Source organism: Brevibacterium sp. CFH 10365, assembly GCF_009299785.1.
Taxonomy (GTDB): Bacteria; Actinomycetota; Actinomycetes; order Actinomycetales; family Brevibacteriaceae; genus Brevibacterium; species Brevibacterium limosum.
The window spans coordinates 472,000-486,554 of sequence record NZ_VIGO01000004.1; the positions used below are offsets into that span (position 1 = coordinate 472,000).

A 14,555-nucleotide genomic window follows, 5' to 3' on the forward strand; every position below is an offset into this window, starting at 1 on the left:
CCGGCACCCACCGTTCATGGAACTCAATCCTCTCCAGAGTAACGCCGCGCGCGCCCGTGACCCAATTCATACGGCTCGCGCCACGGAAACTTCGGCTTCCGTTCACCGAATCAGGTATATGCACGCGGGCGCATGGGAAGCACGCCGATGCTTCCGGGCAGACAAAAGCTCCCCGGACGACTCGAGGACCGTCGAGTCGTGCGGGGAGCTTTTCGGTGAAGATCAGAGCACGCGGATGAAGGTGACGTTGCCCATCCAGCTGTAGCTGCGCTTCGAAGTTCCCGAGCTCGGCGAACCGGCATCGTACATCTGTCCGCCACCGGCGTAGATGCCGACATGGCCGGGATGCCAGACGAGGTCACCAGGCTTGGCTTCGGACTGCGAGACGACCTGGCCTGCGCCCTTCTGCGCACCGGAGGTGCGGGGCAGGTTCACGCCGACGTGGCTGTAGACCCACGAGGTGTAGCCGGAGCAGTCCCAGCCGCTCTGGCTGGTTCCGCCCATGACGTAGGGGGTTCCGACGCCCTTGGCCGCCCAGGCCAGAACCTGCTCGGCCTTGGAGCCGTCGATGGATCCGGCGTCGGAGCCGGAATCTTCGGAATCGCTCTTGCCCGAGTCGGATGAGCCGCTGTTGGCGGTGTCATCGGATCCGGTGGAGGCCGGGGTGGAGGTTTCGGAAGGCTCAGGCTTCGGCTCGGGCTTCGGAGCAGCCTCGGCGGTGATGGCCTTGCTCTCGACACCGAAGGAATCGGACTTCTTGTCGCCCTTTTCTTCCTTCTTGCTGTTCGAGTCGTCACCGATGGTGACGGTCTGGTTCTCGAAGTCAACCTTCTGGGTGGTCTCGGCTTCTGCTGAGACCTTGCTCTGGTCGTCGGCACCCTGGCCGGCGGCCGGCATCACTGCGGCGGTCAGCAGACCACCGCTGGCAGCGACAACTGCTGCACGACGGCCGAAGACGCCTGAGTTGGCGTTCAGAAGTTCAGTGAGCTCGGTCAATGGAGTCTTGACCTTGGCATCTGCGGCGCGGCGGCCATGCTGCTTAGTTGCCACGTTTTCCCTCTCGTCCCTATTGGCTTTCCGGGCCAACCGCCACTATCGGTCCTTGGTATCTCACAGCGAGCGTGGCGCTCGGATCTCGTTGTGAAGTCGTCATTGCGTGAACGACCTCAATAACTGTAACCAATCGGTGACCGATTGTCACGTTTTTGTCACAACCACCGGAGGGAACCCGTGATGTTTTCCATAAAACCGCAGGTCAGAGGCTCAAAACCGCTCAGAGATTCCGTAACATTTTCTCGTTATACGACGTGGCCCAGGGGTGGGGAACCACTCCCTGGGTCACGGATCACACTGATTTATAACGAATCGAACCTGGGGCACCTGCCCCTCCGTTACCACTGCTCGGCCTCGTCGTTACCGAAACACGGCCTCGCCGTTATCGAGCCACAGACGCGTCGTTACCGTTACCGAGCCAAGGCCTCGCCGTTATCGAGCACGGTCTCGCCGTTATCGAGCAGAGACTTCTGTGCGTCTCAGCTTCGGTAGGCGAAGACATGCGAGGCGGTCTCGATCGGCAGATCGAGTACGTCCTGCGCACCGGGCACCTGCACGGTGATGTATTCACCGTTGCGAGAGATCTCGACTTCGCTCTCAGGCAGGACGCCGGCGACTTGGAACTGCTGAAGCAGGTGGATATCGACCTGCAGCGGTTCGGCCAACCATGCGATCGTCAGCTTCTTCGCACCGTCCCGGCCGACTGCCGTCGCGAGGTCGATGACCTCAGTGTTCTTCGCGGCGTCACCGCCGATGACGTCGAGGCCGGGGATCGGGTTGCCGTAGGGTCCGGAGGAGGTCTCGGGCAGCAGCTTCACGAGCTTGCGCTCGACCTGCTCGCTCATCACATGCTCCCACCGGCAGGCCTCATCATGGACGAGCTCCCACTCGAGTCCCACGACATCGGAGAGGAGCCGCTCGGCCAGACGGTGCTTGCGCATGACATCGGTGGCGATCCGGCGGCCCTCCGGGGTGAGCTCGAGATGACGGTCGTTGCCGACATGGAGCAGTCCGTCACGTTCCATCCGCGCCACGGTCTGTGACACCGTCGGCCCGGAATGATCCAGACGCTCGGCGATGCGGGCACGCAAGGGCACGATCGACTGTTCTTCGAGCTCGATGATCGATTTGAGGTACATCTCGGTTGTATCAATGAGGTCGTTCACTTCTGACCAGCCACTCCACTCTTCGTCTTCAGGTCGTTTCGACCGTTTCAGGCGCTGTCACCATTTCGGGTCGTCGCGACCCTGCCCCGCCCCGCACAGGCGAACCCGTTCGCGGCCGTTGCGATCTGTCCCAATCCTATCGTGCGTTCAGCCAAACTCGTGAGTCGAGGAGCTGCCCCGGCTCACGCTTGTCGCGGGCCGCCGTCTGACGGCTCGATCGGCGCGTCCATCGGCACACTCCACCGGCATTCACAACGGACGGCTCAGCCCGCGTTCGTGTAGGTCGTCTTGTGCACTGTGAAGAACTCACGTGCCGCTCGAGCCTGTTCCCGGGGCCCGTAGCTCGAGCCCTTCCGTCCGCCGAAAGACACGTGATAGTCCACGCCTGCCGTCGGGGCGTTGACCATGACCATCCCAGCCTCGGCGTAACGCTTGAAGTGGGTCGAATATTTCAGCGAGGTGGTGAAGATGCCGGCAGACAGTCCGAACTCGGTGTCGTTGGCGACCGCGAGCGCTTCGTCGTAGTCGTCGACCTCGATCACCGAGGCGACCGGACCGAAGACCTCCTCGACGTTGATCGTGTCGCCCGGTCTCGTGCCGGTGACCAGGGCGGGGGCGAGGAAGTAGCCGCCCCTGTCCGAGTCGATGAGCTCACCGCCGGTGACCTCCCCGCCTTCGGCGCGGGCCTTCGCGATGTAGTCGAGATCCTGGTCGAGCTGGGTCTGAGAGACCACGGGACCGATGGCGACTCCGTCACCGCGAGCGTCCCCGACCGACAGGGCTGTCATCTTGTCCTTGAGCAGAGCGACGAATTCGTCATGGACATCGGAGGTGACGATGAGCCGGGAGGACGCGGTGCAGCGCTGACCCGTGGAGAAGAAGGCCCCGTTGATCGCGGCATCGGCGGCCGCTTCGAGGTCGGCGTCGCCGAGCACGACGAGCGGGTTCTTCCCGCCCATCTCACACTGCACCCGGATCTGGTGGGCCGCGGCCGATGCGATGACGGATCGTCCGACGGCGACGGATCCGGTGAAGGTCACGGCGTCGACCTTCGCCGAGGTGGGAAGGGCGTCCCCGACCACCGAACCCGGCCCCATGACGAGGTTGAGGACCCCGTCGGGAAGTCCCGCCTCGGCGAGGATGTCGGTGAGCGCATAGGCGCTGGCGGGAACGAGTTCGGCCGGTTTGAACACGATCGTGTTGCCGAAGGCCAGGGCCGGGGCGATCTTCCAGGCCGGGATGGCGATCGGGAAGTTCCACGGGGTGATGATGCCGATGACGCCGATGGGCTCGTGGGTCATCTCGGCGATGAGTCCGGGGCGGACGGAGTCGACGACCTCTCCGGTGTTGCGGATGGTCTCACCGGCGAAGAACTTGAAGATCTGCGAGGCGCGCAGCACTTCGCCCTTGGCCTCGGCGAGCTGTTTGCCCTCTTCCCGGGCGAGCAGGTCGCCGAGTTCGTCGGCGCGCTCGGCGATGAGGCTGCCGGCTCTGTCGAGGATCGCGAATCGCTGCTGAGAGCCGATGTCCGCCCAGCCGGGAGCGGCGGCGCGGGCGGCGTCGATCGCCGAGGCGACCGTAGAGGCATCGGCGCGGGCATAGCGGCCGATCACATCGGAAGGGTCGGACGGGTTCGTGTTCGTCGACCGATCATCGCTGGGGACGCGTTCGCCCCCGATGAGATTGTCGAAGATCGCTTCGGGTCCGTACTGGGTGGCGGAGGTCGCCTGAGTCATCGTTGCTCCTTTGCATCGTCTGCGTCTCTGTTCGCGGCGCACTGGTACTGTCCATTCTGCTGTGTGCCCGGGCACCTGTGCTGAGTCGTTCTGCAACACGGGCATGCGGCGCTGCACGGCACCGTGCTGCTGCACCGAGCCGTGTTGCCGTGCCGGGCCGTGTTGCCGTGCCGGGCCGTGCTGCCGCACAGAGCCGTGCCGCGACACAGATCTGCCGCGCTCAGGGGTAGAGGCGCACGACTTCCCAGGCCGAGGCATCATCGAGGTCGGCCACGTCGTGGCTGCCGTCGGCCCGGCGGAAGACCCACCGGTCGTGGAACCGGTTCTGCTGGCCCTGCCAGAATTCGATCTCGAAGACGCGTACGCGGAACCCGCCCCAATGATCGGGCCGCGGCACATCCCGGCCCTCGAACTCGGCCGTCGCGGCATCGTATTCGGCCTGCATCTGTTCGCGATCGGTCACCGGCTGGGACTGCTTGGATACGGTCGCCCCGATCTGCGAACCACGGGGGCGCACGCCGAAGTACGCGTCCGAGTCGTCGGGGGCGGCCGCCTCGGCGAGGCCGCGGATGCGGACCTGTCGTTCCATGTCCTGCCACGGGAAGTTCACGGCGATGCGGGGGTCGTCGGCCAGCTGCCGACCTTTCGCGGAGTCGTAGTCGGTGAAGAACAGGAGTCCGCGTTCGTCGAGACCTTTGAGCAGGACGATGCGCGAGCTCGGACCCCATTCGTCCAGGGTCGAGACGGTCATCGCATTCGGTTCGCGGACGTGGTCGGCCGCCTCGTCGTACCACTGGCGAAGCAGGGCCAGGGGTGCGGCGTCCGGGTGTTCGAAGACGGCGGAGTCATAGGACTTGCGGGTCTGCGGCAGGCGGTCGACGGGTTCACTCATGCCTTCACTCTACGACGCGGCACGGACATGAGTCAGCACGCGTCTGCGTCATATGTCAGGCCGGTCCCCGACGCGGTCAGGGTCCGCCGTAGAATGTCGAGCGTGACTGCGACGAATATTGAGATCCCGAACGACCTCCTGCCCGCCGACGGACGCTTCGGGTCCGGCCCGGCCCGCATCCGCCCCGCCCAGATCGAGGCGCTGACCTCGGCCGCGACCGAGGTGCTCGGCACCAGCCACCGCCAGGCGCCGGTGAAGAACCTCGTCGGCCGCATCCGCTCCGGGCTGGCCGAGCTGTTCAGCCTGCCCGAGGGCTACGAAGTGGTGCTCGGCAACGGCGGGTCGACCGTGTTCTGGGACGTCGCGGCCTTCGGCCTCGTCCGCGAGCGGGCCGCCCACGCGACCTTCGGCGAGTTCGGCCAGAAGTTCGCGAAAGCCACCGACACGGCCCCGCATCTGGGGTCCTCGCTCATCCTCAGCGCCGATCCGGGTACGTCCGCGATCCCGTCGCCGCAGGCCCTGGCCGAAGCCGGCATCGTCTCCTCCCCCGCCGAGGCGGCCACCGGTGAGAACGCCGCCGACGTCTTCGCCTGGCCCCACAATGAGACCTCGACCGGTGTCGCCACCCGGATCGCACGACCGACCGGCATCGCCGAGGACGCTCTCGTCGTCGTCGACGCGACCTCCGGTGCCGGCGGGCTCGAGGTCGATATCGCCGAGACCGACGTCTACTACTTCGCCCCGCAGAAGAACATGGGCTCCGACGGCGGCCTGTGGGCGGCGATAATGTCGCCGCGCGCCATCGCCCGCGCGCAGGAGATCAAGGACTCCGGTCGCTGGATCCCGACCTCACTCGACCTCGTGACCGCGATCGAGAATTCGCGCAAGGACCAGACCTACAACACCCCGGCCGTGGCGACCCTGCTGCTGCTCGCCGAGCAGATCGAGTGGATCAACGGCAGCGGCGGCCTGGTGTGGGCGACCGAGCGGACCCGTGAGTCCTCCGGACTCGTCTACGACTGGGCGGAATCCGCCGAGGCGGCTCACCCTTATGTGACCGAGCCGGCCGATCGTTCCTCCGTCGTGGCCACTGTCGACTTCGATGAGTCGGTCGACGCGGCTGCCGTGGCCAAGGTGCTGCGGGCCAATGGCGTCGTCGACGTCGAGCCGTACCGCAAGCTCGGCCGCAATCAGCTGCGCATCGCGACGTTCGTCTCCGTCGACCCGGACGACGTCCGCGCGCTGCTGGCCTGCATCGACTACGTCATCGATGCCCTCAAGTAACTCAACCAGGTAACTCGGCTCGCGGCGCGCCGGCCGTCCCTTTCCTCCACGCAGTGCCATAGCCTCCCGATGCACCGGGGTGTTATGGCACTACGTGTATGAGCAGGCACTGCGACGCCCCGGTCCTCGCCGGGCAGCCCACCTCCTGCCCGTCGGCCCACTCCGCGCCCGTCGGCCCATTCCTCGCCCGTCGACCCAGCAGGTGCGGACCGCTCTCCGCGGGCGCACACGACCTTCGGAAAGCCTTCGAAAACGGGGTGATTCGCCACCGACGGTGCGGGATGCCCTGCCCTCCCGCCGACCACTTTGAGCATCGCTCACCTGTCGCGGCACAACACCCCGATTCACCGAGGTGTTTTGCCGCTATGGGTGACGGATGCGTCAGTACCTGTAGGAGCAGCCGCTCCGGGTACGGGCTGCCACGAACGGTGAGGGATGCGCGCCCCGTCGCACCAGGCGCCTCCGGCCAAGGAGTTCTCTCAGACAGTGAAGTGCCCTCAGGCGAAGAAGTGGATGAGCACGCCGATGCCGAAGGTGATGCCGGCGAGCATGGCGAGGATGAATTCGATGCCGGCCCCTAGGCCGATCGCTTTGATCGACTCCCAGCTGGAATTCCACGCCGTCTTGCCGTCCTTGAGGCGGGAGTATTCGGCGAGGTAGAGGCCCGCGACGAAACCGATCGGCAGCCCGAGCACGGGGATGACGAAGAAGCCGATGATGGCCAGAACCCCGCCCAGCAGCACCGAGGAGTTCGGCACCTGCATGGACTTGAGTCTGCGGCCCGTGAGCACGAGCGAGGCACTCATACCGGCCGCGACGAGCACGGCGACGATGGCGAAGATGATCCAGGCGGTCGGCCCGCCGATGATGATCGCCCAGATGAGAACCGCGATGGCGATGAGGATCGATCCGGGCAGCACCGGCACGATGATACCCAGGCAGCCGACGAGGATCGCCACGCCGACCAGCACCGAGGTGATGATGTCAGTTGTCACAGTCCGTCCGTTTCGATCGTATGACCTCGAATCCTCCGCCGAGGCGGTCGTCCGAGAGTCTATGACATGAACCTTCGGATCCGCCGAGCACAGACCTCCGGGCCCAACGCGTGCCGACACCCGCACAACGTCGGCCGTCGAGCACCGACCCCCGCCGGCACTCAGTTCGCCCGCTGGGGCTCATCAGTCTCCGCTGCCGCCCGGAGGCCGACCGTGATAGCTCACGTGCAGGCGGATGCGCGATTTCGGATCCCGGTGGAGGCGCAGGTCCTTGGCCGAGATCATCCACGTCAGTCCGACGGCGAAGGCGATGATCCCCGAGGCGCTTCCCACGACCAGCGCCATCCGCGGTCCGAAGAGATCGGCGACCCACCCGGCCAGGGGTGCGCCGATGGGGGTGCCGCCCATGACGACGGCTGCGTAGATCGCCATCACCCGGCCGCGGTAGTTCGCGGCCGTGGTCGTCTGCACATAGGCGTTCGCCGAGGTCATCATCGTCAGCGAGGAGAAGCCGACGAACATGAGGGAGGCGGCGAAGAGGTAGTAGTTCGGCATCAGCGATGCCACTCCGACGGCCACACCGAATCCGCCGGCGGCACCGAAGATGAACCGCAGCCGGGGCTTCTCCCGCCGCGCCGAGGCGAGCGCCCCGGTGACAGAGCCGATGGCCATGACGGAGTTGAGCAGACCGAAGCCGCTGGCGTCCTTGCCGAACTCGATCTTCGCCATCGTCGCGGTGTAGATGTTGAAGTTGAATCCGAAGGTCGCGATGATGAACAGCACGACGAGGACGATCGTGATGTCCGGGCGCCTGCGCAGGTACTTCAGTCCCCCGAGGACTCCGCCCTTGCCGCGCCGACCGGAGGGATGCAGCTTCGACTTGTCGAGGCGGATGAGCACCGTCAGTGTCGCTGCGAAGCCGAGCCCGCTGATGAGGAAGACGGGGCCGGGTCCGATGAGGGCGGTGAGGACACCGGCGACGGCGGGGCCGATCATGCGGGCGCCGTTGAACGAGGCCGAGTTGAGGCTGACCGCGTTCGGCAGCAGCTTCTCACCGACGAGTTCGGAGACGAAAGCCTGCCGCGACGGGTTGTCCAGCGTCGTGAGCATTCCGAGCGTGAACGCGAGCACGTAGACGTGCCACAGGACGATGACGTCGGTGATGGTGAGGACGAAGAGGACGAGTCCGATGAATCCCAGCAGCGCCTGAGTGACCATGAGCAGACGTCGTTTGTCGAACTTGTCGACGAGGTTGCCCGCGAACGGGAACATGATCAGCTGCGGGCCCAGCTGCAGGGCCATGGTGATGCCCAGCGCCGAAGCGTTGTTGTCCGTGAGCATGGTCAGGACGATCCAGTCCTGCGCCGTGCGCTGCATCCATGTCCCGGTGTTGGAGATCAGGGCACCGGCGAACCAGTGCCGGTAGTTCGGCTCCGACAACGACCGGAACATCTGGGACATCGAGTGAGTCAGCCCTCCTGGAACTCGAGCTCGCCGGAGAAGTCGTCGACGACGGCTTCGGCCGGCTCGTTGTTCGGGCGTCTCACATCGGTCTCCGAATGCGCACCGCACCCGGATTCGAGTCCGACCACGCGACCGTCGAAGGGTGACCACGCATTGGCGCAGACTCCGAACTTCTGGCGCAGCGATCCGGCGATCGGCATGAGGTATCCGCAGCTGCCGCAGTGTCCGGCCGCGCGTGAGGCGAACTCACCGTCGGGCCCGGCATCGGATTCCGCCCACCGGGTCGCGGCCTCACTCAGTCCGTCGGAGGAGAGCACGCGTTCGCGGCCGAGACCGAATTCGAAGTTCGGGATCTGGTCGACGTTGTCCGCCGAATTGTCCTCGGTCTGCTGGAAGCCCGGCTGCAGGTTCGGATCTCGGTCGAGCTTCGGCAGGGTATCGCGCGGACCCAGATCACCGGGTTCGAGTCGCTCCTCCCACGGCACCCATTCGGGGGCGACGAGGGCGTCGGGGCCGGGCAGCAGCGCGGTCTCGCAGACCGTGACCTTCTTCGCACGCGGGGCGCGGGCGAGCACGGCCACCCACCGCCAGCCGCGGTAGGTCGGGTCGGTGCACACGAAGTAGTGGGTGACCAGGCGGGTCGCCTCCGCCACCGTTCCCAGGTGTTCGCCGACGACGGCGCTGCCGGCCACCTCGGCGATGGCGGTGCGGGCGATGTCGATCGCCGCGGCCAGCTGGGTGTCGAGGACGACCTTCTCCGTGCCTGACCGTCCACGGCCGGTCTTCGATCCCTTCGCCGAGGCGGCCGTGCCGTCGCCGGTCGACGCTGCACTTCCAGCCGCGGTCGGCTCGACCTCACCGGTGGTCGAGGCCTGCACGGCCCCGTCTCCACCGGTGGTCTGCTCGACGTCGCTTGCGGCAGCGGGCGCGGCGGTCTGCCGGGCCAGCCAATCACTGAACAGTGATGACATCAGGACTCCAAATCGTCGGCAATCGCCCGCAGCAGGCTGGCCACCTTGTTCCCATGTGTCGGATCCGGGTAGCGGCCATGCTGCAGTCCGTTGTTGAGGTCATCCAATACTTTGATGACATCTTCAACCATAACTGCCATGTCCACGGCCGGACGTCGGCGGGCCTTGGCGACCTTGCCCGGAGAGGTCAGGGGGCGGGCCTTGAGCACCTGCGCTCCGCGGCGGGAATCGACGACGTCGTATTCGAGTCGGGTGCCCTTGGTGACGTCGACCCCTTCGGGCAGCACGGAGGAATGGAGGAAGGCCTGCGAGCCGTCCTCGGCGATGACAAAGCCGAAGCCCTTCTCGGCATCGAACCATTTCACGCGTCCGGTGGGCATGATGTCCTTTCTGTCTGGTCGTACCCGCAGTGGCGGGCTCAACGTTCGGTGCCCGCTGGTGCGGGCTGTGTGTCGGTCGGCCACGGGATCCGATTCCGCAGCCGGAGTGGTCTGTGCAGGCCGCCGCCAGTGAGCGGCCGTGATCGTGCAGGCGATGTGGTCCCTACCCTGCCCTGCCTCGGTCCGTTGTGTCCGTGCAGGCGGTGAGTGCGTTGTCGGCGAGCGCCCGATCGGTGGCGAAGATCACGGTCACGGGCGGGCAGTCGGCCGCCTCGGCGAGGTGGGGATCGGCACCGTCTGGATCACACTGTGCGGGTGTGACTCATGCCCGTCCCCGCACCGGCGGGCGGCATGAGTGATGGTTTCAGCGGTGGCCCACCCCGGTCTGTCTGCGTCGGATGGCTGCTCGGATCATGGCCACGCAGGCGAGGATGATGGCGATGGGCACGAGGATCATGGGCAGGTAGGTCAGCAGCGGACTGGGGGTCAGTCCCATCCAGGCCTGACCGAGGACGCCGATGAGGCCGAGCGCCCCGATGGCTGCGGCGGCAACCGCGGCGACGACGATGGTCGTGTCGACTCGAGTGGCTGACAATGCGCGTCCTTCCGTCCGTTCTCTGATCCTGATCTGCCCCTCCATTGTACCCCTCGCGATAGACTGATCTGCGATGTCAATGACCTTCAGCCAGTGGCTGTCCCACAGTGCAGATGCCGACTTCGAGTCCTTCGTCCGGACTCGACGCGACCTCCTCCAACCCGAGTCCCCGACGATGGCGGCCCTGGCCGCGGCCGCGTCCTCACGCATCGGGGTCTCCTGCGGCATCGAAGCCCTCGAGGCGCGCACCCTCGAGGTCTTCGTCTCCTTGGCCAAGGCGGCCCGGACGACTCCGGAGATCCAGGTCGTCGGCAATCCGCATATCGATCCCGCCCTCGCCGAGGCGGCCCTGCCCCGACTGCGCGACCTCGGCCTGGCATGGCCCGCAGGCGGGGACGGGTCCGAGGGTTCGGGGACGGGTGACGGATCAGCCGGCGGCAGCCTGCTCTCTGTCTGCCCGGTCTGGCGGATCCAGTCCGAGGCCATCACCTTGCTGCCGACCTCGGCGGCCGAATCCTCGCGGGCCTATCCGTGGCAGATCGATGAATCCGTGATCGATTCGAGCACGGCCACGATCAGCCAGCCGCTCATCCACAACAGCGAACAGGCCGCCGTGGCCGAGGTGATCTCGTCCCTGCGTGGGCTCGTCGATGAGCTCGCCGTCTCCCCGATCTCCCGGCTGACCAGCGGCGGCATCTCCAAACGGGATGTCTCCCGGCTCGCTCGCACTCTCGATCTCAATCTCGAGCAGTCGATCACACTGCTGCTGGCCGCGAAGTCGCTGCACCTCATCGGGGTCCTCGACGATGCGCTCGATCCGCAGTGGACGGCCGCCGACGATGCCGATTCCGTCCTCGCCGGTGATCGTGCCGAACTGTGGGCGGCTCTGGTCGGGGCATGGCTGCGTGAGCTGCTCGATGTCACTCAGCTGGCGGCGGGGGCGAGTGAGAACGAACGCCTCACCGTGCTCGCGACCCCGAAGAAGTCCCTGTTCAAGGGCTACGGCCTCTCGGTGCCGGCGATGCCGCTGCTGCGCTTCGCCGTCCTGTCCGTCCTCCATGACATCGGTCTGGGTACGGCGCGGTCGGCAGGCTGGATCCATGCCGAGGTGCTGCGACGGCACCCGCTGCTGCCGGCCCATGAGTTCGCGATGACCGAAGCCGTGCTCCACACCTGCGTCACCCTGGGGCTGGCGACGACCCCTCTGCAGCAGCCGGATCATTTCGGACCGAGCCGGTTCGGTCTCCGCCTGGCCGCCGGTCTGGATCGGGCGATGGCCGAGCATGCCGAACAGGATCCCTCCATCCTTCCGCTGGGTGTGGCCGTGGAGGCGCTGACCGTGCCCGGGGATGTCATCGCCGCGGTCAGCGAGGGGCTCGGGGCCGAGGTCGATTCGGTGCTCATCCAGTCCGATCTCACGGCTGTGGCGACGGGCCCGATCGAACCGCGGGTCCACCATGTTCTGCGCAGGTACGCCGTCGTAGAGGCGCGTGGTCAGGGCACCGTCTATCGCATCGACGCAGAGACCATCGAAGACACCATGCAGGCCGGTCTCACCCCGGAGGAGGCTCTGGCCGAACTCGCTGAGATCAGTGTCGAAGAGCTGCCGTCGACGCTGGAGTTCCTCGTGCAGAACACGGCTTCGAAGCTGCGACGGGTGCGTGTGGCCGGAGCCCGGGCGGTGCTCATCGTCGACGATCCGGTCGACCTCGATGTCATCCTCTCCGATCAGGCGATGATGCCGGCCGGTCTCGAACGTCTGGCCCCGACGGTGGCGATCTCTCAGCTCGGGCCGGAGCGGACCATGCACCTGCTCGAGGCCGGTGATCATCATGCGCTGCTGCATTCGGCGGGCGGACCGGTGCGCAGGCGTCGGGTGATCACCGAGTCGGAACCCGAGGTCAGCGTGCGGCGGCGTCCGCGGGTCAGTGACAGCCACCTCGGCGAGTACATGCGGATCCTGCGTTCGGCACCGGCCGCGGCGGCCGCGCAGGTGAGCACGGATGAGCCTTTGGGGCATATGGACCGGCTGCGGGAGGCAGCGGAGGCGAAGCGCCGCGTGCTCATCCGGATCGCTGATTCGCAGGGGAAGGAACGGACGATCGAGATGCAGCCGGCCACCCTCAACGCCGGCCGCGTCCGCGGAACCGTCACCACCACCGGAGCCGAGGCCTCTCTGGCCGTCGCCCGCATCGTCTCCGTCGACCCCGCCCCCTGATTGCTACCCGACGGCGTCCCAGCAACCTGGCGCCACGTATCTGAGCCCCCGTCAGGTAGCTCGGAGCGGGAACAATCGGGGATGACGACGTGTTGTGTCCTCTGGTGTCATCACACTTCGGGAAGGGAAGTTCTGAATGAATGGTCCGTTGATCGTGCAGTCCGATCGGACTGTGCTGCTGGAATCGGGACATCCCCAGGCCGTCGAGGCGGCCGTGGCGATCGCTCCGTTCGCGCAGCTGTCACGGACTCCGGAGTACATCCACACCTACGAGATCACTCCGCTGGGACTGTGGAACGCACGCGCCAGCGGCCATGATGCCGAGTCCGTCGTCGATGTGCTCCTCGAATTCGCCAAGTACCCGGTCCCGCATGAGCTCCTCGTCGACATCGTCGACATCATGGACCGTTTCGGTGTGCTCACCCTCATCGACCATCCGATCCACGGACTGACCCTGACCTCGACGGAGACGGGACTGCTCGATGAGCTGACCGGTCAGCCCGACCTCGTCGGCAAGTTCGGCAAACGCATCGACGACGAATCCGTCCTCGTCCATCCCTCCGAACGCGGCGAACTCAAACACGCGCTGCTGCAGCTGGGTCACCCGGTCTCCGACCACGCCGGCTACGTCGACGGCGAGGCCCACGAGATCGCCTTGTCCGATGATGCCCACGGTGGTCAGTGGCATCTGCGCGACTATCAGAAGCAGGCCATCGACCAGTCGCTGTCGGGCGAGTCCGGGGTCGTGGTTCTGCCGTGCGGCGCCGGGAAGACGATCGTCGGCGTGGCCACAATGTCACGGTTGCAGACGACGACGCTCATCCTCGTGACGAACTCGGTGTCGGCGAAGCAGTGGAAGGACGAGATCCTGCGCCGCACCAGCCTGACCGAAGACGAGGTCGGCGAATATTCGGGATCGACGAAGGAGATCCGCCCGATCACCATCGCCACCTACCAGGTGCTGACCACCCGGAGGAAGGGCTCGTACCTCCACCTCGAGCTCCTCGACGCCAAGGACTGGGGCCTGGTCATCTATGACGAGGTGCACCTGCTGCCGGCACCGATCTTCCGGCTGACCGCAAGCCTCCAGGCTCGTCGTCGCCTCGGGCTGACTGCGACCCTTGTGCGCGAGGACGGACGCGAGGACGAGGTCTTCTCCCTCATCGGCCCCAAACAGTACGAAGTGCCGTGGAAGGAACTCGAACGCCTCGGCTATATCGCTTCGGCCGCCTGCCATGAAGTGCGGGTCCGGCTCGATGGCGGCACCCGAACCGCGTATGCCCGCGCCGATGGTGAGGACCGGTACCGGTTGGCGGCGACGTCCGATGCGAAGCTGCCGATCGTCTCCGAGCTCGTCGCCGATCATCCGGATGCGCAGATCCTCGTCATCGGGCAGTATCTCGACCAGCTCGAGGAGATCGGGGCCGAGCTCGGTGCGCCCGTGCTCACCGGGCAGACTCCCGAATCGGTGCGCCAGGAGCTCTTCCGCGAGTTCCGGTCCGGACAGATCCCGGTCCTCGTCGTCTCGAAGGTCGCGAACTTCTCCGTGGATCTGCCGGCCGCCTCGGTGGCGATTCAGGTCTCCGGAGCCTTCGGATCCCGGCAGGAGGAGGCGCAGCGGCTGGGACGGATTCTGCGGCCGAAGGAAGATCAGGGCTCGGCCACGTTCTACACCGTCGTCGCCGCCGATACGATCGACGAGCACTTCGCCGCTCAGCGCCGCCGTTTCCTCACCGAGCAGGGCTACAGCTACAGCATCGAAGTCCGCTGACCCCTCCCGAACTACCTGACGGGGGCCCAG

General features: G+C 66.3%; 12 protein-coding genes. 3 read left to right on the forward strand and 9 right to left on the reverse strand.

Annotation, left to right across the window (positions count from 1 at the left end):
• Positions 1–222: 222 nt before the first annotated feature.
• The 4 genes from FHG09_RS10785 to pdxH form a co-directional block, all read right to left on the reverse strand.
• Positions 223–1,050 (reverse strand): C40 family peptidase, encoded by an 828-nt coding sequence (locus FHG09_RS10785; protein WP_152347636.1) that lies wholly within the window; start codon positions 1,048–1,050, stop codon positions 223–225.
• A 482-nt stretch (positions 1,051–1,532) separates the two neighbouring features.
• A complete protein-coding gene (locus tag FHG09_RS10790) occupies positions 1,533–2,219 on the reverse strand; it encodes a metal-dependent transcriptional regulator (protein ID WP_152347637.1) in 687 nt (228 codons plus the stop codon).
• 263 nt (positions 2,220–2,482) lie between these two features.
• Entirely contained in the window at positions 2,483–3,955 is a 1,473-nt protein-coding gene (locus tag FHG09_RS10795) for an aldehyde dehydrogenase family protein (RefSeq protein ID WP_152347638.1), read from the reverse strand.
• 220 nt (positions 3,956–4,175) lie between these two features.
• The gene (gene pdxH, locus FHG09_RS10800) at positions 4,176–4,847 is read right to left on the reverse strand and encodes a pyridoxamine 5'-phosphate oxidase (protein ID WP_152347639.1); all 672 of its coding nucleotides are present in this window, start codon (positions 4,845–4,847) and stop codon (positions 4,176–4,178) included.
• A gap of 102 nt (positions 4,848–4,949) precedes the next feature.
• Here pdxH and serC point away from each other — a divergent pair, with 102 nt between their 5' ends.
• Positions 4,950–6,131 carry a phosphoserine transaminase gene (gene serC / locus FHG09_RS10805; RefSeq protein WP_227492702.1) on the forward strand — a complete coding sequence of 394 codons (1,182 nt, stop codon included), beginning with the start codon at positions 4,950–4,952 and terminating at the stop codon, positions 6,129–6,131.
• 497 nt (positions 6,132–6,628) lie between these two features.
• Here the strand turns inward: serC and FHG09_RS10810 are convergent, their stop codons facing one another.
• The 5 genes from FHG09_RS10810 to FHG09_RS10830 all read right to left on the reverse strand — a co-directional run bounded on the left by FHG09_RS10810 (position 6,629) and on the right by FHG09_RS10830 (position 10,536).
• A complete protein-coding gene (locus FHG09_RS10810) occupies positions 6,629–7,126 on the reverse strand; it encodes a DUF456 domain-containing protein (protein WP_152347641.1) in 498 nt (165 codons plus the stop codon).
• 183 nt (positions 7,127–7,309) lie between these two features.
• Entirely contained in the window at positions 7,310–8,587 is a 1,278-nt protein-coding gene (locus tag FHG09_RS10815; RefSeq protein ID WP_152347642.1) for an MFS transporter, read from the reverse strand.
• Positions 8,588–8,595: 8 nt separating this feature from the next.
• On the reverse strand, positions 8,596–9,561 hold the full coding sequence (locus tag FHG09_RS10820) for a DUF3027 domain-containing protein (RefSeq protein ID WP_152347643.1): 966 nt from the start codon (positions 9,559–9,561) through the stop codon (positions 8,596–8,598).
• Positions 9,561–9,941 (reverse strand): cold-shock protein, encoded by a 381-nt coding sequence (locus FHG09_RS10825; RefSeq protein ID WP_152347644.1) that lies wholly within the window; start codon positions 9,939–9,941, stop codon positions 9,561–9,563. Before FHG09_RS10825 ends, FHG09_RS10820 begins: the two co-directional genes overlap by 1 nt.
• A gap of 364 nt (positions 9,942–10,305) precedes the next feature.
• Positions 10,306–10,536 carry a hypothetical protein gene (locus FHG09_RS10830; RefSeq protein ID WP_152347645.1) on the reverse strand — a complete coding sequence of 77 codons (231 nt, stop codon included), beginning with the start codon at positions 10,534–10,536 and terminating at the stop codon, positions 10,306–10,308.
• 79 nt (positions 10,537–10,615) lie between these two features.
• Between FHG09_RS10830 and FHG09_RS10835 the strand changes: the two genes are divergently transcribed.
• Together FHG09_RS10835 and FHG09_RS10840 are read left to right on the forward strand one after the other, a co-directional pair.
• Positions 10,616–12,754 (forward strand): helicase-associated domain-containing protein, encoded by a 2,139-nt coding sequence (locus FHG09_RS10835; RefSeq protein ID WP_152347695.1) that lies wholly within the window; start codon positions 10,616–10,618, stop codon positions 12,752–12,754.
• 136 nt (positions 12,755–12,890) lie between these two features.
• Entirely contained in the window at positions 12,891–14,525 is a 1,635-nt protein-coding gene (locus FHG09_RS10840) for a DNA repair helicase XPB (protein WP_152347646.1), read from the forward strand.
• The last annotated feature ends 30 nt before the right edge of the window (positions 14,526–14,555 follow it).

Bases quoted from the DNA above. Each gene is read 5' to 3' on its own strand.
- FHG09_RS10835 (WP_152347695.1), top strand. From the start codon at position 10,616: ATGACCTTCAGCCAGTGGCTGTCCCACAGTGCAGATGCCGACTTCGAG.
- FHG09_RS10825 (WP_152347644.1), bottom strand. From the start codon at position 9,941: ATGCCCACCGGACGCGTGAAATGGTTCGATGCCGAGAAGGGCTTCGGC.
- FHG09_RS10815 (WP_152347642.1), bottom strand. From the start codon at position 8,587: ATGTCCCAGATGTTCCGGTCGTTGTCGGAGCCGAACTACCGGCACTGG.
- pdxH (WP_152347639.1), bottom strand. From the start codon at position 4,847: ATGAGTGAACCCGTCGACCGCCTGCCGCAGACCCGCAAGTCCTATGAC.
- FHG09_RS10820 (WP_152347643.1), bottom strand. From the start codon at position 9,561: ATGTCATCACTGTTCAGTGATTGGCTGGCCCGGCAGACCGCCGCGCCC.
- FHG09_RS10840 (WP_152347646.1), top strand. From the start codon at position 12,891: ATGAATGGTCCGTTGATCGTGCAGTCCGATCGGACTGTGCTGCTGGAA.
- FHG09_RS10795 (WP_152347638.1), bottom strand. From the start codon at position 3,955: ATGACTCAGGCGACCTCCGCCACCCAGTACGGACCCGAAGCGATCTTC.